The following is an 18,874-nucleotide window of genomic DNA, read 5'->3' as shown; positions in this document are numbered from 1 at the left end:
AGGCACGGGACCGTCGATGGTGAAAAAACGACACGCTGCGCAGGACGCCGGGGAGAGCATCCCGGCGGTCGCTTTCACGGCGCCCGCCGGGCGGCCCGCCGGGGTGGAGGTGCTGACGCTCGCCGAGCTGCGCGGGCGCGCCGACGCCTGCGCCCTCGCCGTACCGCACCGCCCGGACTTCCACCATCTCCTCGTGGTGGACGAGGGGCGGCTCCGGCACACGGTGGACTTCCGAAAGTATGAGCTGTCCGTGAATGACTGGATGTGGGTGCGTCCAGGGCAGGTGCATCACTTCGGCGACCTGTCCGGGGTAGAGGGCCGGCTGGTGCTGTTCGAATCCGGCTTCCTCGATCCGGCGACGGCGGCCGCGGCCCGCCTGGAGGACTGGTTCGGCCCGGCGGTCCACCACCCGGAGGGCGAGCAGGCGCGCGCGGTGGACTGTGCGCTGCGTCACCTCCACCAGGAATTCGGGGCGCTGCGCGGGCTGCCTCTGGAGGTGCACATCGAGGTGCTGCGGCACCTGCTGGCCGTACTGGTCCTGCGGGCCTCCCGGCTGTCCGCGCCCGCCGGGGGCGGCGAGGCGCGGGGCGGCGCCGGGCGCGGCGGGGCCGTACGCGGTGGCGGCGGGGGCCGGGCGCCGGACGGGGACGGTGTCTGCGAGGCGAGCGAGACGTTCCTGCGCTTCCGTGACGCGGTGGAGCGCGGCTTCACCCGCAGCCGCCGCGTCGAGGACTACGCGCGACAGCTCGGCTACTCGCCCCGCACCCTCTCGCGCGCGACGGCCGCCGCCGCCGGCGTGGGCGCGAAGGAGTTCATCGACCGCCGCGTGGTGCTGGAGGCCAAGCGGCTGCTGGCGCACGGCGACCAGACCGCCGCCCGCATCGCCGTCCGCCTCGGCTTCGCCGACGCCGCGAACTTCGCCAAGTTCTTCCAGCACCGCACGGGCAGTACGCCGATCTCCTTCCGTACGGAGGTGCGCGGCCCGGCGTGACCGCGCGTCCGCAGGAGGGCCGGACGCGGAGGGGGCCGGATGCGCGGGCCGGGTGCGGGGGCGTTTCAGGGGAACCAGTGGGAGCGCTCCCAAGGATTGGGCCGGACGGGCACGCCGTCAAGAGGGGGCGCCCACGCGGCCGACGCGGCAGTTGAGGGACGAGATTCCGCAACTACGTTGTGAATCATGGGCAGTTGACACTAGCCTCCGTCAGACCAGTGGGAGCGATTCCATTCGTCGCGGGCCGCGCGAGCGGTCTCCGCGCACGCATCCGAGGAGTCGCTCATGCGCAGACCGTACGAGCCGGGCTTCGCACGCCGGCGCCTACGCCTGTACGCCCTGGCGGTGGCCGCGGTGCTCGCCCTTCCGGGCGCGTCACCGCCCGCTCCCGCCCCGGCCGCCGCTCCCGTGGCGGCGCCGCCGCAGCTGCACGTCGCGGGCAACCGCCTCGTCGACCGCGACGGCACGGCGCACCGCCTGCTCGGGGTGAACCGTTCCGGCGCCGAGTTCGCGTGCGTACAGGGCCGGGGCGTCTTCGACGGCCCGGCGGACGACGCGTCCGTCGCGGCCATCGCGGGCTGGCGGGCCAACGCCGTCCGCGTCCCGCTCAACGAGGAGTGCTGGCTGGGCACGCCCAACATCGACCCCCGCTACGGAGGCGCCGCCTACACCTCCGCGATCCGCGACTACGTCCGGCGGCTCACCGCCCACGGCCTGACACCCGTCCTCGAACTGCACTGGAGCCACGGCCGCTACACCGGCCCCTCGGCCGGCTGCGCCGACGAGCACGCGAGCTGCCAGAAACCCATGCCCGGCCGGCGCTACTCCCCCGCCTTCTGGTCCTCGGTCGCCGCCACCTTCAAGAACACGCCCGAGGTGGTCTTCGACCTGTTCAACGAGCCGTACCCGGACCGCGCGACGCCGGACACCGAGCGGGCCTGGGCATGCTGGCGGGACGGCGGGACCTGCCCCGGCATCGGCTACGAGGTCGCCGGGATGCAGACGCTGATGGACGCCGTACGGGCCACCGGCGCCCGCAACCTCGTCCTGGTGGGCGGCCTGGCGTACGCCAACGACCTCGGCCGGTGGACCGCGTACGCGCCGAGGGACCCGGCGGGCAACCTCGCCGCCGCCTGGCACGCGTACAACTTCAACGCCTGCGCCGACGAGGGCTGCTGGTCCCGCACGCTGGGGCCGGTCGCCGACCGCGTGCCGCTGGTCGCGGGCGAGATCGGCGAGAACACCTGCGCCCACGCCTTCTCCGACCGCGTCATGCGGTGGCTGGACGGCCGCGGCGCGTCATACCTGGGCTGGACCTGGAACACCTGGGACTGCGCCGCGGGGCCTGCCCTGATCCGGGACTACGGGGGGACGCCGACGGCGTACGGGGCGGGGCTGCGGGACCACCTGCGGGCGCTCAGCCGGCACGCGGCTTCCTGAACCTTCCCGAACCGGTACGGCACGTCATCTCACCACCGAGAAAGGACGACCTGCTCATGAGACGCACCGCTGAACAGCTTCCCGTACGAGAGCACGGGCACCACCGTTCCCGGACCGCCCGCCACCGCGGCCGTGCCGCCGCGCTCGCGGCGTGTGCGGTGCTGGCCGCCGCCGGGGCTGCCGGCACCTCGCCCGGCTCCGCCCACGCGGCGCCGGCCGCGCGCGTCGACAACCCGTACGCGGGCGCCGGGGTCTACGTGAACCCGGAGTGGTCGGCGAAGGCGGCGGCCGAGCCGGGCGGCGGCAAGGTCGCCGGGCAGCCGACCGGCATCTGGCTCGACCGGATCGCGGCGATCAACGGGACCGGCGGCACGATGGGGCTGCGCGGCCACCTGGACGCCGCGCTGCGCCAGGCGGCGGGCAGACCGTTCGTCGTCCAGCTGGTGATCTACAACCTGCCCGGCCGGGACTGCGCGGCGCTCGCCTCCAACGGCGAGCTGGGCCCGACGGAGATCGACGCGTACAAGACCCGCTACATCGACCCGATCGCGGCGGTCCTCGCCGACCCGAAGTACGCGTCGCTGCGGATCGTGACGACCATCGAGGTCGACTCGCTGCCCAACCTGGTCACCAACACCGGCGGGCGGCCCACCGCCACCCCGGAGTGCAACGCCATGCTCGCCAACGGCAACTACGTCAAGGGCGTCGGCTACGCGCTCAACAAGCTGGGCGCGGTGCCCAACGTCTACAACTACGTGGACGCCGGGCACCACGGCTGGATCGGCTGGGACGACAACTTCGGCGCCTCCGCGCGGCTGCTGCACCAGGCGGCCACGGCCGAGGGCAGCACGGTCGACAAGGTGCACGGGTTCATCACCAACACCGCCAACTACAGCGCCTTGAAGGAGGAGAACTTCGCGATCGGGGACAACGTGGCGGGCCGGTCGGTGCGGGAGTCGAAGTGGGTGGACTGGAACCGCTACACCGACGAGCTGTCGTTCGCCCAGGCGTTCCGGCAGGAGGCGGTGCGGGCCGGGTTCCGCCCGGACGTGGGGATGCTGATCGACACCTCGCGCAACGGCTGGGGCGGCAGCGCGCGGCCCGCCGGTCCCGGGCCGCGCACGAGCGTGGACGCGTATGTGGACGGGGGCCGGTACGACCGCCGTCTGCACGTCGGCAACTGGTGCAACCAGGCCGGGGCCGGGCTGGGCGAGCGCCCGAAGACGGCGCCGGCGGCGGGGATCGACGCGTACGTGTGGATGAAGCCGCCGGGCCAGTCGGACGGGTCGAGCACGGCGATCCCGAACAACGAGGGCAAGGGCTTCGACCGGATGTGCGACCCGACGTATGAGGGCAATCCGCGCAACAACTACCACCGCTCGGGGGCGCTGCCCGACGCGCCGCTGTCCGGGCACTGGTTCCCGGCGCAGTTCCGCGAGCTGCTGAAGAACGCGTATCCGGCGCTGTAGGAGCCGGGCGGCGCGGGGCGGGTACGTACGAGACCGTACGCGGGCGCCCCGCCCTGCGCCGCCTCTATGACGACGCCCGGCGCACCAGCTCCGTGGGGAGCACCAGATGGGCGCCGGACGGGGGCGCCGCGGCGCGCGGGCCCGGTACGCCACCGCTCGCGCTCTCACTGCTCGTGCTCCGTCTACTCGTGCTCCGTCTACTCGTGCTCCCGCTGCTCGCGCTCCGACTGTTCGCGCTCCCGCTGCTGATGCTCCGGCCGCCGGTGCCCTCGATGGTCTCGGTGCCCGCGCCCCCGGTGATCTGCGCCATCAGCAGCCGTGCCATCGCCCGCCCCATCTCCTCGATCGGCTGGCGCACGCTGGTCAGCGCGGGGTCCATGTGGCGGGCGATGGCGGAGTCGTCGAAGCCGACCAGGGCCACGTCGTCCGGGATGCGGCGGCCCGCCGCGCGCAGCTCCTGCCGGGCGCCGGCGGCCATCACGTCGGAGGCGCAGAAGACGGCGTCCAGCGCGGGGCGGCGGGCGAGGAGTTCGCGCATGGCGCGCCGTCCGCCCTCCTCGGTGAAGTCGCCGTGCGCGACGAGCGCGGCATCCTCGGGGTGGCCGGCGGCGCGTACGGCCCGACGGTAGCCGTCGAGGCGGCAGTGGGCCGCGTACATGTCTGGTGGCCCGGCGATGGTGGCGACCTGGCGCCGGCCGCGGCCGATGAGGTGCTCCAGCGCGCTCTGGGCGCCGCCGGTGTTGTCGGAATCCACGAACGGGACCGTTTCCCCGGCCGAGCGGCGGCCGCTGAGGACGGTCGGGATCGCCATCCGTTCCAGCAGGTCGGGCAGCGGGTCATCGCCGTGCACCGAGACCAGGAGCACGCCGTCCACGCGGTGCGCCGCGAGGTAGTCGGCGAAGCGGCGCCGCTCCTTGGACGTACGGATGAGAGTCAGCAGCAATTGCATGTCGTGGTCCGCGAGTCCGGCGCTGACGCCGCGGATGATGCCGGAGAAGTACGGTTCGGCGAAGAGCCGGGTCTCGGCCTCCGGGACGACCAGGGCGACCGTGTCGGCGCGGCGGCCCGCCAGGGCGCGGGCGGCGCGGTCGGGTACGTAGCCGAGGTCGGCGACGGCCTGCTGCACCAGGGTGCGGGTGCGTTCGCTGACCCGGGGCGAGCCGTTGATCACGCGGGAGGCCGTGCCGCGGCCGACGCCCGCGCGCGCGGCGACCTCTTCGAGCGTGGGCCGGCCGCCTCCGCGCCGTCCGCCTGGTGTCATGACCGCCTCCCCCTGCCGCCCTGGCCGTACATTCAACAACGAGGCGGGCCACCGGTGTTGATGCGCTATGCCTTGACACGCCCGCCGTGGAACGGCGACCCTTCACCTCATCACGTCTGGGAGCGCTCCCACAGTACTGGACACGCCACATCCCGCACGCACGGTCGGCAGGGCACCAGGAGGAGACGCCATGCGCACGACGATTCGCGGCACCCGGCACCGAGCGGTGGCCCTGCTGGCCGCCGCCGCACTCGGAGCCGTACTGCTCGGCGGCTGTGCCGAGGACAGCGAGCACCCCGGCGCGGCCGGGTCGCCGGGCGCGGACGCCGGGAAGACCACCCTGACGGTCGGTGTCTTCGGCGTCTTCGGATACAAGCAGGCCGGACTCTACGACGCGTACATGAAGCTGCACCCGGACATCCGGATCAAAGAGACCTCGATCGAGCGGAACGAGAACTACTACCCGCAGCTGCTCACCCACCTGAGCACCGGCAGCGGGCTCGCCGACATCCAGGCGGTCGAGGTCAACAACATCGCCGAGGTCACCGCGACACAGGCGGGCAAGCTCGTCGATCTCTCGAAGGCGCCGGGTGTACGGAAGGACGACTTCATTCCTTGGAAGTGGGCGCAGGCCACGGACAAGAACGGCAAGACCGTGGGCCTGGGGACGGATATCGGGCCGATGGCCGTCTGCTACCGCAAGGACCTCTTCGCCAAGGCCGGGCTCCCCACCGACCGCGACGCGGTGGCCGCGCTCTGGGCGGGTGACTGGGGCAAGTACCTCGACGTGGGCGAGCATTACCGGGCCAAGGCCCCGGCGGGCACGGCCTTCGTGGACTCCGCCTCCGGCGTCTACAACGCGGTGATCTCCAGCAGCGCCGAGCGCTACTACGACCGCGGCGGCAAGCTGGTCTACAAGGACAGCCCGTCGGTACGGCAGGCGTGGGACGCGGCGATGCGGGCGGCGACGGGCAAGCTGACCGCCCGGCTCCAGCAGTTCCAGAAGTCCTGGGACCAGGCGTTCGCCAACGGCCGCTTCGCGACCGTGTCCTGTCCGCCGTGGATGCTCGGCTACATCAAGGAGAAGTCCGGGGACCAGGGCCGCGATGTCTGGGACGTGGCCGCCGCGCCGAAGCCGGGCAACTGGGGCGGCTCCTTCCTGGCCGTGCCGGAAGCGGGGCGGCACAAGAGCGAGGCGGCCAAGCTGGCGGCCTGGCTGACCGCGCCCGAACAGCAGGCGAAGCTCTTCACGAAGCAGGCCAGCTTCCCGAGCGCGCGGGCGGCGTACGGCCTGCCGGCGGTGGCGGGCGCGAAACACCCGTACTTCGGTGACGCGCCGATCGGCAAGATCTTCGCCGCGGCGGCCGAGGGCATCCCGAACCAGGTGCTCGGCCCGAAGGACCTCACCGTCAACCAGAACATCACCGACGTCGGGGTGCTCCAGGTCGACCAGCAGGGCAAGACGCCCGAGCAGGGCTGGCGGGCCGCGGTCGAGTCGATCGACAACGCGCTGGACCAGTGAGCCGTGGCCGGCCGCACCCCACGCTCCGCGCCCTCGGCCGCGACACCGGCCCCGGACCCGGCGGCCACCGGCTCGTCCGGCCGGGCCGGTGCCGACCCCGGCCCCGGGCCCGCGGGCGGCACCGGCAGGACCGCCGCCGACCGCGCCCGGGAGCGGCGCAGCCGCCGTTACCGCCGGGACCTGCGCTGGAGCCCGTACGCCTTCATCGCCCCCTTCTTCCTCTTCTTCGCCGCCTTCGGGCTCTTCCCCCTGCTCTATACGGGGTGGGCCGCGCTGCACCGCGTGGAGCTGACCGCGCCCACCGACATGGAGTGGGCCGGGCTGCGCAACTTCACCCGGCTGCTCGGCGACGACTTCTTCTGGAACGCGCTGGGCAACACCTTCGTCATCGGGGTGATCTCCACCGTCCCGCAGCTGCTGATGGCGCTGGGCATCGCGCACCTGCTCAACTACCGGCTGCGCGGCTCCACGTTCTTCCGCGTCGCGCTGCTCACCCCCTACGCGACCTCGGTGGCCGCCGCGACGCTCGTGTTCGTGCTGCTCTTCGGGCGCGACTACGGGCTGGTCAACTGGCTGCTGAGCACGGTCGGCATCGACGGCCCGGACTGGGAGAACGGCTCCTGGAGCGCCAAGCTGGCGGTCTCCACCATCGTCATCTGGCGGTGGACGGGCTACAACGCGCTGATCTACCTCGCCGCCATGCAGGCCATCCCGCACGATCTGTACGAGTCCGCGGCGCTCGACGGGGCCTCGCGGTGGCAGCAGTTCCGGTACGTCACCGTACCGTCGCTGCGGCCGACGATCCTGTTCACCTGCGTCGTCTCGACGATCGGGGCCATGCAACTCTTCGGCGAGCCGCTGCTGTTCAGCGGCAGCGCCGGGGCCACCGGCGGCGCGGACCACCAGTACCAGACGCTGGGGCTGTATCTGTACGAGCAGGGGTGGGTGAACCTCCATCTCGGCCGGGCCTCGGCCATCGCCTGGACGATGTTCCTGATCCTGCTGGTCATCGCCGCGGTCAACGCGCTGATCGCCCGCCGGCTGCGGTCGGACGACTGAGGAGGAGCCATGACAGCCCGACGCGCCGGCCGGCAGCTGCACGGCGGCAAGGTGACCTACGCGGTGCTGATCCTTTTCACCGCGGGCTCGCTCTTCCCGCTGCTGTGGACCGCCGTCGCCGCCTCCCGCAACAACACCCGGCTCGCCCAGACGCCGCCGCCGTTCTGGTTCGGCGGGAACCTGCTGAAGAACCTGGGTACGGCATGGACCGACGCCAACATGGGCACCGCGCTGCTGAACACCACGGTGGTCGCGACGACGGTCGCGGCGGGCACGGTGATCTTCTCGACCGTGGCCGGGTTCGCGTTCGCCAAGCTGCGCTTCCGGGCGAAGCGGCTGCTGCTGTTGCTCGTGATCGGGACGATGATGGTGCCGCCGCAGCTCGGGGTCGTGCCGCTGTTCATGACCATCGCCGAGCTGGAGTGGACCGACCATCTCCAGGCCGTCATCCTGCCCACGCTCGTCAGCGCCTTCGGTGTCTTCTTCATGCGGCAGTACCTGCTCCAGGCGCTGCCCACCGAGCTGATCGAGGCGGCGCGCACGGACGGCGCGAACAGCTGGCGCGTCGTGTGGCACATCGTCTTCCCGGCCGCCCGGCCGGCGATGGCCGTCCTGGGGCTGCTCACCTTCGTCCAGGCGTGGAACGACTTCTTCTGGCCGATCATCGCGCTCACCCAGAACGGCAGCCCGACCGTGCAGGTCGCGCTCACCGGCCTGGGCCGCGGCTTCATCCCCGACCAGTCCGTGATCATGGCGGGCGCGCTGCTCGGCACGCTGCCGCTGCTCGTCGCGTTCGTCCTGTTCGGCAAGCAGATCGTCGGGGGGATCATGCAGGGAGCGGTCAAAGGCTGATGGGTGAACCGCCCTCGCCGCGCGCCCCGTGGCCTGTACGGGCCGCCGTACGCACCGCGGCACGGGACGCCGTACGCATCGCCGTACGGAAGTCCGTACGGCGACCCGTACGCATCGCCGTACGGTCCCGGCCGCCCCCGAGAACAGCTCGCACCGCACGCACCGCACGCACCACTCGCGCCACGCGCTCCGTACGGCCCGTGCCGTGCGCCGCGCCCTCGTGAACGGGAGTACCGCCATGTCCAGCCCCCTTCGTTTTCCGCCCGGCTTCCTCTGGGGCGCGGCCACCTCCGCCTACCAGGTCGAGGGCGCCGCCCGGGAGGGCGGCCGCACCCCGTCGATCTGGGACACCTTCAGCCACACCCCCGGCAAGGTCGCCGGCGGCGACACCGGTGATGTCGCCGTCGACCACTTCCACCGGCGCCACGAGGACGTGGAGCTGATGGCCGCCCTGGGTCTCGGCGCCTACCGCTTCTCCGTCTCGTGGTCGCGGGTGCAGCCGACCGGCCGCGGGCCCGCCGTGCAGCGCGGGCTCGACTTCTACCGCCGGCTCGTCGACGACCTGCTCGCCCACGGCATCCGGCCGGTGCTCACGCTCTACCACTGGGACCTGCCGCAGGAACTGGAGGCCGACATCCACGGCGGCTCCGCCTCGGGAGGCGGCTGGCCGCACCGGGACACCGCACAGCGCTTCGCCGACTACGCGGCGATCGTGGCGGAGGCGCTCGGCGACCGCGTCGAGTGGTGGACCACCCTCAACGAGCCGTGGTGCAGCGCGTTCCTCGGCTACGGATCAGGGGTGCACGCGCCCGGCCGCAGCGACCCGGTGGCCGCGCTGCGCGCCGCACACCACCTGAACCTCGCGCACGGTCTCGCCGCCCAGGCGCTGCGCGCCGCGCTGCCCGCCCGCGGCCAGGTCATGATCAGCCTCAACCCGGCGGCCGTGCGGGCCCGTTCCCGTACGCCCGAGGACCTGGACGCCCAGCGGCGGATCGACGCCCTGGCGACGCGTATCTTCACCGGGCCCCTGCTGCGCGGCGCGTACCCCGCCGATCTCCTCGCGGACACCGCGCACCTCACCGACTGGAGCTTCGTCCGCGATGGTGACCTCACCGTCATCAAGCACCCCCTCGACGCGCTGGGCATCAACTACTACACACCCACAGTGGTATCAGCCGGCACTGACAACGCCCCGCCGCCGCGGCACGACGGCCACGGCGCGGGCGCCCGTCCGCCCTGGCCGGGCGCCGAGCGGGTGGCCTTCCACCAGCCGCCCGGCGACCGGACGGCGATGGGCTGGTCCGTCGATCCGACCGGCCTGTACGACCTGCTCATGCGGATGCGCCGGGAGGCCCCCGGCCTGCCCCTGTACATCACCGAGAACGGCGCGGCGTACGAGGACCGGCCGGACGCCGAGGGCGCGGTGCACGACCCGGAGCGCATCGCCTACCTGCACGCCCACCTCGCCGCCGCGCACCGCGCCCTGACCGACGGCGCCGACCTGCGGGGCTACTTCCTGTGGTCGCTGATGGACAACTTCGAATGGGCGTACGGGTACGGCAAGCGCTTCGGCGCGGTGTACGTGGACTTCACGACCCAGGCCCGTACGCCCAAGGCCAGCGGCCACTGGTACGCGAACGTCGCGCGCACCAACGAACTGCCCGCCTTGAGCCCCGAGGTGGCCGCTCCGTGAAGCACGCGAACCGTCCGGTCCATGAGAGTGGCGAAACCGTCCCCTCCATGACAGCGACGAAACCAGCCGCTCCATGAGTACGGCGGGACACAGCGGTGGGGGGTGGCCGCTGTGTCCCGCCCGGGGGGTGGCTCGGTTGGTGCCGGTCAGCCCTGGTACGCGCCGAACGCCTTGGTGAAGTCGAGCGGGCTCTGCGCGATGGAGCTGCACGTCGGCTGGGCGGAGTTCTGCGGGCCGCCCGGGCACGCCTTGTCCCGCGTCGAGGACCACATCGACAGCCAGGCGAGGTGCTTGGACTGCGCGAACGCGACCAGTTCCCTGGCGTCCTCGACCTTGAAGATTTCCTTCTGCACGTCGTTGACGCCGATCATCGGGGTCACGGCGACGGCCTTCCAGGCGGCCGCGTCACCGAGGCCGAGCGTCTTCTTGAGCTGCCCCTGGGTGGCGGTGGCCGCCTGGATGGCGTACTTGCCCATGTCACCGTCGTACGAGGCGCCGTAGTCCATCGCCATGATGTTGACGGCGGAGATCTTCACGCCGTGCTTCCTGGCATCGGCCACCAGGTTCACGCCGTCCCGGGTGAGGCCCTCGGGCATGACCGGCAGCGTGAAGGAGACGTCCAGGCCCGGGTGCTTCTTCTGGAGCTGCGCGATGGCCTGCGCCCGGCGGGTGTTGGCGGCTGCGTCCGGCAGCGCGCCGCCCTCGATGTCGAAGTCGACCTTCTTCAGCGCGAACCGGTCGATGACCTTGCCGTACGCGGCGGCCAGCTCGTTCACCGACTTGCAGGCCAGGCCCAGCTCGGAGCCGTTGGCGCCGCCGAAGGAGACCCGCACGTCGCCGCCGGCCTTGCGCAGCGCGGGGATCTGCTTGGCCACCGCGTCGTCGCCCAGTCCGCCCGAGCCGCCCCACTTCGGGGTGCAGCCGCCGCCGGACGTGACGAAGGCCAGGGTGAAGGTCTTCACACCGGTCTTCTTCGCGGTGTCGGCCATGCCGTACGGGGGATACAGGGACGTGTCGATGTACGGCGAGAAGGCGGCGCCCGCCTTGGCCGCGGCGCCGGCCGCCGGGGCCTTGGTGGCCAGCGCCGAACCGGCGACCGCGAAACCGCCGCCCGCCGCCAGCGCGGCCGCCGCGACCGTACCGATCAGCTTGGCCTTGCGGCTCTTGCGACGGCGGTGTGCCGAGGAACTCATGTCGTGCCTGCCTGTTCGTCATGGGGGGGGACGGAGGTGCGGTGGTGCTGTGGTGCGTCCCGCACGCTAGCGATCAGGAAACGGACAAATGCCGGTTACAGTGCGGCAGATGGAAGCCTTATGGCGCTCTTAAGGGACCGAAAGGGAGCGGTTAAGCGCGAAAGCCGATCGGTCGCCCAACAGCCCGGTTCCGGCACCTCGCTCCCCGCCCCGCTCGCCGTCCTGCTTCTCGCCGCGCTCCCCTCTCACTCCCCGCACGCGCTCCCCGACTCGCTCCCGTCTCACTCCCCGCCCTGGCTCCCCGCGCGTCCCGCCGCCCGGCGTCCCCGCGAGCGGCCCAGGCGCCGTCCCAGCCGACGGCGCAACCGGTGCCCCGTGTGCCGTCGCCGCCCCCCGCGCGCCCTCCGGGCGCCGTCCAGCGCCAGCCACACCCGTACCTCCGTGCCGCCCAGTACGGACCGGCCGATGCGTACGTCACCGCCGGTCGTCTCCGCCAGCCGCCGCACGATGTCCAGGCCCAGCCCCGTGGAACCGTCCCCGCCGTCGCCGTGCCCGCGCCGCAGGGCCGCGTCCGGGTCGGCGATGCCCGGGCCGGCGTCCGAGACCAGCACGATCACCGCGTCCTCGGCGTTGTGCACGTCCACCGCGAAGGCGGTGCCCTCGGGGGTGTGGCGGAAGACGTTGCCGAGCATCGCGTCCAGCGCGGCGGCCAGATCGGGGCGCGCGACGGGGACGCGCACGGGACGGTCCGCGCCCGCGACGCGCACCGTGCGCCCCTCGTCCTCCGCGAGCGCCGACCAGAAGTCCATCCGCTCCCGGATCACCTCGGCCGCGTCGCAGCCGGCCGCGGCGGCGGCCTGCTGGGCGTGCGCCTTCTGCTGGCGCGCGGTCCGGATGATCTGGTCGACCTCGCGCTCCAGCTGGGCGACCGCCTCCCGGGTCTGCTCGGCCGCCGGGCCCTCGCCCAGCGAGGCGGCGTTCAGGCGCAGCACGGTCAGCGGGGTGCGCAGGCGGTGCGACAGGTCGGCGGCCAGCTCCCGTTCGTTGGCCAGGAGCTGGACGACCTGGTCCGCCATCGCGTTGAAAGCGGCGGCGGCCGAGCGCAGTTCCTTGGGGCCGTCCTCCCGTACGCGGACGCCCAGCTTGCCCCTGCCCAGGTCGTGGGCGGCACCGGCGAGCCGTTCGGCGGGCCGCACCATACGGGTGCCCAGGCGGTCGGCGACGGCGACCGAGCCGACGATCAGCGCCAGGCCCACGCCCGCGAGCAGCGCCCAGGACGTGCCGACGCCGTTGGTGAGCGCCGCGTCCGGCACATACACCTCGACCACCGCGATGCCCGAGGCCACGGCGGTGGGCTGGAGCAGCACGGAGCCGCCGGGCGCGGGCGCGATGGAGGCGCGGCCGAGGCCGACGGCGGCCTCGACGTCCGCGGGCCGGGCCCGCCGGGAGCCGATCTCGGCGGGCCGGCCGCCCTTCTCGGCCGCCGGTACGTGCACGCCGATGTACCCGCCGGACCCGCTCTCCGCGCTGGCGACGGCGCGTTCCAGCTGGGTGTGGTCGGTGGTGATGGCCAGGACGGGGCCGATGGTGGCCGCCTGCCGTTCGGCGTTGGAGAACGCGCGGTCCTTGGCCATCTCCTTGACGACGAGCCCGAGCGGTACGGCGAAGGCCACCACGACCATCACAGTGACGGCCAGACAGACCTTGACCAGGGCCCATCTCACGGTGCGAGCTCCCGCGAGTACGCCGGGCGGCCCCCGTTCCGCGCGGGTGGCTCCGGCGCGCGCGCCGCCCGGCCGCGCCCGCTCCGGGCGCGCGTCACAGCGGGGGCTCCAGCTTCACGCCGACTCCGCGCAGGGTGTGCAGGTACCGGGGCCGCGCGGCCGTTTCGCCCAGTTTGCGGCGCAGCCAGGAGAGGTGGACGTCGATGGTCTGGTCGTCGCCGTACGACTGCTGCCAGACCTCGGCGAGGAGTTCCCGGCGGGGTACGACGACGCCCGGGCGGCCCGCGAGGAAGGCGAGCAGGTCGAACTCGCGGCGCGTCAGGTCGAGGGCGACTCCGTCGAGTTCGGCCTGGCGGCGCAGCGGGTCGATGCTGAGGCCGCCCACCTGGAGCACCCGGGAGGGCGGTTCGCCGCCCGCGGCGGCGCCCCGGGAGCGGCGCAGCACGGCGGCCATCCGGGCGGAGAGGTGTTCCACCGAGAACGGCTTGGTCAGGTAGTCGTCGGCGCCGTCGTTCAGCAGCCGGACGATCTCGGCCTCGTCGTCCCGCGCCGTCGCGATGATCACGGGTACGTCGGTGATTCCGCGCAGCATCTTCAGGGCCTCGGCCCCGTCCAGGTCGGGCAGGCCGAGGTCCAGGATGACGACGTCGAAGCCGACGTGGGCCACCTCGCGCAGCGCCTCAAGAGCCGTACCGACGCTGCGTACCGTGTGGGACGCCTCGGTCAGGTGCCGGATGAGGGCCGAGCGCACGAACTGGTCGTCCTCGACCACGAGCACACTTGCCATGGGCGGCACCGTACGCCATCAGCGTGCTTTTCTTTACGCGAGGTTGACGCGGCAGGCGGCCGCTCCGGCCCTCTTTCGGCCGGTCTCGACCGCTGTCCCCGGCCCGTCCCGGATCGTCCCCGCCCCACCGGCTATGTCCCGCTCGTACCGGGCCCTCGCCCTCCGCCGGGTCCCGGCCGGTGGTGCAGTATGGGCCAGATGCGCAGAGGACTGGTTCACACGGCGGCCTGGACGATGGCGACGGGCGCCGCCGTCACACTGTCGTGGTTCGGCGTGCACACCGTGCTGGCCGGTACGGCGTACGACCCGCCGCGCGCGCTCCCGCTCTCCGACCACGCGCCGTCCGCACACCCCGAAACCGACGGCGGGATCTCGCCCCGCGCCTCCTCCACGCACCGGCCCAAGCCCTCCGGTTCGCCCTCCGCCCGCCCCGGATCCTCCGGAAAGCCGGCCGCCCCCTCCAAGGAGTCCGGCGGCAGCGGTACGGGAAGCGGCGGAAAAGGTACGGGCAGCGGCCCGCACCCGCCCGGCGGCGACACCCCGGCCACCACGAGCGGCACGGTCAAGAGCTTCGACACCGCGGGCGGCCGGGTGGTCCTCGACATGGGCACCCGCTCGGCCGAGTTGGTGTCGGCCACTCCGGACGCGGGCTGGCAGATGCAGGTGTGGCAGCAGAACGAGTGGATCCGGGTCGACTTCTCCGGCGGTACGGGGCGTACGTCGGTCTTCTGCACCTGGAACGGCCACCCGCCGCTGGTCCAGACGGACACCCACGCCTGAACCGCGCCGCGTTGGCCGCCGCCGTGAAGCAGGCCCACCTTGAGGCTGCCGGCAACGGGCTCCTCTGAAGGCTGCCGTAAGCAGGCCCGTCCGAAAGCCGGCGTAACGCGGGCTTACTTGAAGACGGCGGGCGGCGGGGACGGCGAGTCCACCGCGGTCGCGTCCGTCACCGGCTGCGCGCCACCGGTGAAGTCCAGCAGCGCGCGCCCGTGTTCGACGCGCCCCTGCTGCGGGTCGGTCGCGGCCCGCCGGGTCAGCTCGGCGACGGGGAGTTCCCCGGTGGCGGCGAGCAGGACGGCGTTGCCGAAGCGCTTGCCTCTCAGGACGGCCGGGTCAGCGGTCAGGCACAGTTCGGGGAAGACCGTACGGACGGTGGCGATCTGCGCCCGTACGAAGGCCAGCGGCGGACCGTCCGTGAGGTTGGCCGCGTACCAGCCGCCGGGCCGCAGCGCCCGCGCGACCTCTGCCGCGAACTCGGCACTGGTCAGGTGCGCCGGGGTGCGGGCGCCGCGGAAGACATCCGCGATCACGAGGTCCGCCCAGCCGTCCGCGATCTTCGCGAGCCCCGCGCGGGCGTCCGCGCCGCGCACCCTGATCCGCCACGCGCTGTCCAGCGGCAGCTCCCGGCGGACGAGTTGGACCAGGGGCGCGTCGATCTCCACGGCCTGCTGGGTCGAGCGGGGGCGGGTGGCCGCGACGTAGCGCGCCATGGTCAGCGCGCCGCCGCCCAGGTGCACGACCTGGAGGGGCCTGCCGGGCGGCGCGGCGAGGTCGACGATGTGGCCGAGCCGGCGCTGGTACGCGAAGTCCAGGTACGTCGGGTCGTCCAGGTCAACGTGCGACTGCGGGGCGCCGTCGAGGAGCAGCGTCCAGCCGCGCGGCCGGTCACGGTCGGGGCGCAGCTCGGCGACACCGCCGTCCACGGTTTCCACCACGGGCTCGGGACCCGTACGGGACCGGCCGCGCCTGCTCTTCGCCATGCCTCCAGTATGCCGCGTATGCGCAGGTCAGCATGGGGCCGGTGGGGACTGCGGGCGCACCGGCGGCAGGCTCAGCGGCAGCGGTCGACGGCCTCGATGGTGCGGGCCGCCTCGCCGAGGGCCTCACGCAGGACGACAGGGTCGGTGGCCGTGCCGCACGCGCCGTCCGGGGAGACCAGCCAGTCGGTGCCCGCGACGGGCGGCTCCACAGGGGCGCCGTCGGCGGGCCGTGCGCCGTCCGTGGGCACCTCGCGCCCGAACGTCTGCGTACACGCGCTGCCCGGCAGGTCCCAGCCGTCGGCCGTGCCCGGCGGCACCAGGAAGCCCAGGGTGTCGCACGCGCCGTCGTGCAGGACCGGGCCGACGCCGGCGCGCAGCCGCAGGATGTCGACCGCCTCCAGGCCCTGGCGGGCGGGCACGGTCACCAGATCGCAGGTCCGCGGCGCCTCGGGGAGCACGCTGCGCTCCGCGGAGGGCCAGCGCCGGTCCACGGCGGGTGAACCGTGGCCCGGCGCCCGGCCGTTCGGGTGCGCCGCGCGGCCGCTGCGCGCGCTGCCGCCGTGCGCCGCACCGGCGGCACCCGGCTCGCCGCCGACGGCAGTCCTGACCTTGGCCACGCCGGTCTCCCGCACGCAAACCCCTCCTCCGCACGCGCCGCTCCCTTTACGCGCTGTTCAACGTCCGGACACGTCGACGGCTACGGCGGCGGGACACCGCAATGAATGGCACTTCATGGCGGATCGTGCGTGAGATATCCGGTTTGTAGCCAAACTCTGCGTGTCGATGAGGTCACAGCTAGTACGGTTCGTTCCGCCGCACCGCCAGGCCGCGGCACCGCCACGGAGATGGCACGGAGGATCTGCCATGGCGCCGCAGCCAGCGGGACCAGCGTCGTCCCGGCCTGTCCCCGCTCAGCCGAACCACGCCTTCCGCCAGTTGCGCGGGCGCCTCTCACCGGGCGAGTTCGCGGCGGCGGTACGCCGCGCCGCCCGCGAGATCGGGGAACAGGTCGCGTGCGACGCCCGGTACGTGGGCCGTGTCGAGGCCGGGGAGATCCGCTGCCCGAACTACGCCTACGAACGGGTCTTCCGCCACATGTTCCCCGGGCTCACGCTCGCGGACATGGGGTTCGCGCCGCGCGAGACGGTGCGCGGGCGGCGGCCCCGTACGGCCGCGAACGGCGGCGCACCGGGATCCGGAGGCCCTACAGGCGCCGGGCCCGGCCCCGGCGCCTCCGACATGTGCACCGAGACCGGCAAGGAGAGCGACGTGCAGCGTCGCACGTTCATCACCGGCGGCCCGGCCGCCGCCCTGGGGCTCGCCGCGCTGCCCCCGTTCGCCCCGGAGGCCGCCGCCGGTCCCCGCGTACCGGCCGGCCGTCCGGCGGGCGGCCCCGGGCGGGCCGGTGCGGCCGAGGCCGCGGCGGTCGAGGAGGCGGTGCGCCGCATCCGGCTGCTGGACGACCGGCACGGCGGGGAGGGCCTGTACCGGCGCGCCGCGCAGCCGCTGCGCACCGCGTACGAACTGCTGGACGCCGAGGTGCACCGCCGGTCCGTGAGCGACCGCCTGCACGCGGGCGCGGGTGAGCTGGCCATCTCCGTCGGCTGGCTGGCGCACGACTCGGGCCGGTTCGGCGACGCGCGTTCGCACTACGCCGAGGCGCTGGCCACCGCCCGGGTCGCCGGCGACGCCGCCCTGGAGGCGCACGCGTTCTGCAACACGTCCTTCCTGGCGCGCGACGCGCACCGCCCCCGGGAGGCCGTCCGCGCGGCGCAGGCCGGACAACTGGCCGCCCGAGGCCTGGGATCGCCGCGTCTGCTGTCGCTCCTGGCGCTGCGCGAGGCGGGCGGCTGGGCGGGGCTGGGCGACCGCCGGAGCTGTGAGCGGGCGCTGCTGCGGGCACAGCGGCTGTTCGCCGAGGGCCCGTCCGACGACGATCCCGAGTGGATGTCCTTCTACGGTGAGGCGGAGCTGGCGGGCCTGGAGGCGCAGTGCTGGTCGGCGCTGGGCGAACAGGAGCGCGCGGCGACGCTCGCGCGCCGGGCGGTGGCGCTCCAGCACGCGCACTTCACGCGCAACATCGCCCTGTTCACCGCGGAGCTGGCGGGCGACCTGGCGCTCAGCCGGGCGCCCGAGGAGGCCGCGACGGCCGGGACGCGGGCGCTGGCACTCCTGGAGGACGTCCGGTCGGCCCGCATCCGGACGATGCTGGACGCGACGGCGCGGGCGCTGCGGCCGTACCGGGGCGCCTCGGGAAGCACGGCCGACAAGGTGGCCGCCTTCCTGGACCGGCACGCGGCCACCCGGTCGTCGGCCTCTCGGGAAACGGTCCGGCAGGGGGCGCGGCGGACGGGCGGTGCGCTGCCGGAACAGCGGGGGGACGGAGCGGCCGGGGCGTACACGGCGTGAGGGCGGGGCGTGCGGTGGGGCGGTCGCGCCCGGCCGCACGCCGCGCTCCGGCAGCTCGGCGGGGCCGGCCAGGTGGCCGGTGACCGCTCGGCCGGGTCAGCCCAGGTGGCCGGTGTCGTTCCAGCGCTCGATCGCCGGTTCCCCGTAGGCCCAGCCCAGCACCGACAGGGACGTCGGCTCCAGGCGGATGCGGGCGGCGAAGGAGACGTCCAGGCCGAGCCAGCGGGCGCCCAGGGAGCGCAGGATGTGGCCGTGCGCGAAGACCAGCACGTCGCGGTCGGCCGAGCGCGCCCACGCCACGATCTCGTCGGCCCGCGCCGCGACCTCGGCCAGCGTCTCGCCCTCGGGGACGCCGTCGCGCCAGATGAACCAGTCCGGGCGGCCGGCCTTGATCTCGGCGGGCGTCAGGCCCTCGTACGCGCCGTAGTCGACCTCCATCAGCGCGTCCCAGTCCTGTGCGCGGTCGCCGAAGCCGGCCAGCTGGCAGGTCTCCTTGGCGCGCACCAGGGGGCTGGTGCGGACCTCGACGTCCGGCAGGCCGTTCCAGGGGGCGCGGTGCAGCCGCTCGCCCAGGAGCTTGGCGCCGCGGCGGCCCTCCTCCAGGAGCGGAATGTCCGTACGGCCGGTGTGCTTGCCGGACAGGGACCATTCCGTCTGCCCGTGCCGGGCCAGCAGAATGCGCGGTGCCATGGGGATTACCTCTGGCCGATCGCT

General features: G+C 73.7%; 17 protein-coding genes. 10 read left to right on the top strand and 7 right to left on the bottom strand.

Annotation, left to right across the window (positions count from 1 at the left end; all coding sequences use genetic code 11):
• The first annotated feature begins 16 nt into the window (after positions 1-16).
• The 3 genes from CP973_RS06840 to CP973_RS06830 all read left to right on the top strand — a co-directional run bounded on the left by CP973_RS06840 (position 17) and on the right by CP973_RS06830 (position 3,900).
• Positions 17-991, top strand: coding sequence for an AraC family transcriptional regulator (locus CP973_RS06840; protein ID WP_150238477.1), 975 nt, complete (start codon positions 17-19; stop codon positions 989-991).
• Positions 992-1,276: 285 nt separating this feature from the next.
• Complete coding sequence (locus CP973_RS06835; protein ID WP_150238475.1) at positions 1,277-2,431, top strand: glycoside hydrolase family 5 protein; 1,155 nt, start codon at positions 1,277-1,279, stop codon at positions 2,429-2,431.
• A gap of 56 nt (positions 2,432-2,487) precedes the next feature.
• Positions 2,488-3,900, top strand: coding sequence for a glycoside hydrolase family 6 protein (locus CP973_RS06830; protein WP_150238473.1), 1,413 nt, complete (start codon positions 2,488-2,490; stop codon positions 3,898-3,900).
• A 64-nt stretch (positions 3,901-3,964) separates the two neighbouring features.
• Here CP973_RS06830 and CP973_RS06825 read toward each other — a convergent pair whose 3' ends face one another.
• A complete protein-coding gene (locus tag CP973_RS06825) occupies positions 3,965-5,161 on the bottom strand; it encodes a LacI family DNA-binding transcriptional regulator (RefSeq protein ID WP_244409303.1) in 1,197 nt (398 codons plus the stop codon).
• A 190-nt stretch (positions 5,162-5,351) separates the two neighbouring features.
• On the opposite strand from CP973_RS06825, the gene CP973_RS06820 reads away from it, so the two are divergent.
• From CP973_RS06820 to CP973_RS06800, 5 genes are read left to right on the top strand one after another with little or no spacing between them, the layout of a single operon-like run.
• The gene (locus tag CP973_RS06820) at positions 5,352-6,683 is read left to right on the top strand and encodes an ABC transporter substrate-binding protein (protein ID WP_150238470.1); all 1,332 of its coding nucleotides are present in this window, start codon (positions 5,352-5,354) and stop codon (positions 6,681-6,683) included.
• 3 nt (positions 6,684-6,686) lie between these two features.
• A complete protein-coding gene (locus tag CP973_RS06815; RefSeq protein WP_150238469.1) occupies positions 6,687-7,742 on the top strand; it encodes a carbohydrate ABC transporter permease in 1,056 nt (351 codons plus the stop codon).
• Between the two features lie 9 nt (positions 7,743-7,751).
• Entirely contained in the window at positions 7,752-8,594 is an 843-nt protein-coding gene (locus CP973_RS06810) for a carbohydrate ABC transporter permease (RefSeq protein WP_150238467.1), read from the top strand.
• The gene (locus CP973_RS06805) at positions 8,594-8,818 is read left to right on the top strand and encodes a hypothetical protein (RefSeq protein ID WP_150238465.1); all 225 of its coding nucleotides are present in this window, start codon (positions 8,594-8,596) and stop codon (positions 8,816-8,818) included. Before CP973_RS06810 ends, CP973_RS06805 begins: the two co-directional genes overlap by 1 nt.
• A gap of 14 nt (positions 8,819-8,832) precedes the next feature.
• Positions 8,833-10,287: a GH1 family beta-glucosidase gene (locus tag CP973_RS06800; protein WP_150238463.1), complete on the top strand. Its 1,455-nt coding sequence runs from the start codon at positions 8,833-8,835 to the stop codon at positions 10,285-10,287.
• A gap of 146 nt (positions 10,288-10,433) precedes the next feature.
• Here the strand turns inward: CP973_RS06800 and CP973_RS06795 are convergent, their stop codons facing one another.
• The 3 genes from CP973_RS06795 to CP973_RS06785 form a co-directional block, all read right to left on the bottom strand.
• Complete coding sequence (locus CP973_RS06795; RefSeq protein WP_150238460.1) at positions 10,434-11,480, bottom strand: chitinase; 1,047 nt, start codon at positions 11,478-11,480, stop codon at positions 10,434-10,436.
• Between the two features lie 281 nt (positions 11,481-11,761).
• Positions 11,762-13,204 carry a sensor histidine kinase gene (locus CP973_RS06790; RefSeq protein ID WP_150238458.1) on the bottom strand — a complete coding sequence of 481 codons (1,443 nt, stop codon included), beginning with the start codon at positions 13,202-13,204 and terminating at the stop codon, positions 11,762-11,764.
• A gap of 94 nt (positions 13,205-13,298) precedes the next feature.
• Entirely contained in the window at positions 13,299-13,991 is a 693-nt protein-coding gene (locus tag CP973_RS06785) for a response regulator transcription factor (RefSeq protein WP_150238456.1), read from the bottom strand.
• Between the two features lie 198 nt (positions 13,992-14,189).
• Between CP973_RS06785 and CP973_RS06780 the strand changes: the two genes are divergently transcribed.
• Positions 14,190-14,771, top strand: coding sequence for a hypothetical protein (locus tag CP973_RS06780; protein WP_150238454.1), 582 nt, complete (start codon positions 14,190-14,192; stop codon positions 14,769-14,771).
• A gap of 113 nt (positions 14,772-14,884) precedes the next feature.
• Here CP973_RS06780 and CP973_RS06775 read toward each other — a convergent pair whose 3' ends face one another.
• Together CP973_RS06775 and CP973_RS06770 are read right to left on the bottom strand one after the other, a co-directional pair.
• A complete protein-coding gene (locus CP973_RS06775; RefSeq protein ID WP_150238452.1) occupies positions 14,885-15,751 on the bottom strand; it encodes a spermidine synthase in 867 nt (288 codons plus the stop codon).
• Between the two features lie 71 nt (positions 15,752-15,822).
• A complete protein-coding gene (locus CP973_RS06770; protein ID WP_167538276.1) occupies positions 15,823-16,383 on the bottom strand; it encodes a hypothetical protein in 561 nt (186 codons plus the stop codon).
• A 232-nt stretch (positions 16,384-16,615) separates the two neighbouring features.
• Here CP973_RS06770 and CP973_RS06765 point away from each other — a divergent pair, with 232 nt between their 5' ends.
• Complete coding sequence (locus CP973_RS06765; protein ID WP_244409302.1) at positions 16,616-18,160, top strand: NsdA family TPR-like regulatory protein; 1,545 nt, start codon at positions 16,616-16,618, stop codon at positions 18,158-18,160.
• Between the two features lie 96 nt (positions 18,161-18,256).
• On the opposite strand, the gene CP973_RS06760 is transcribed toward CP973_RS06765, so the two are convergent.
• Entirely contained in the window at positions 18,257-18,850 is a 594-nt protein-coding gene (locus CP973_RS06760; RefSeq protein ID WP_150238450.1) for a histidine phosphatase family protein, read from the bottom strand.
• Positions 18,851-18,874: the final 24 nt, after the last annotated feature.

The organism is Streptomyces albofaciens JCM 4342, from assembly GCF_008634025.1.
Taxonomy (GTDB): domain Bacteria; phylum Actinomycetota; class Actinomycetes; order Streptomycetales; family Streptomycetaceae; genus Streptomyces; species Streptomyces albofaciens.
Note: the sequence above shows the minus strand (reverse complement) of the source record. Positions and strands in the feature narration are given on the sequence as shown.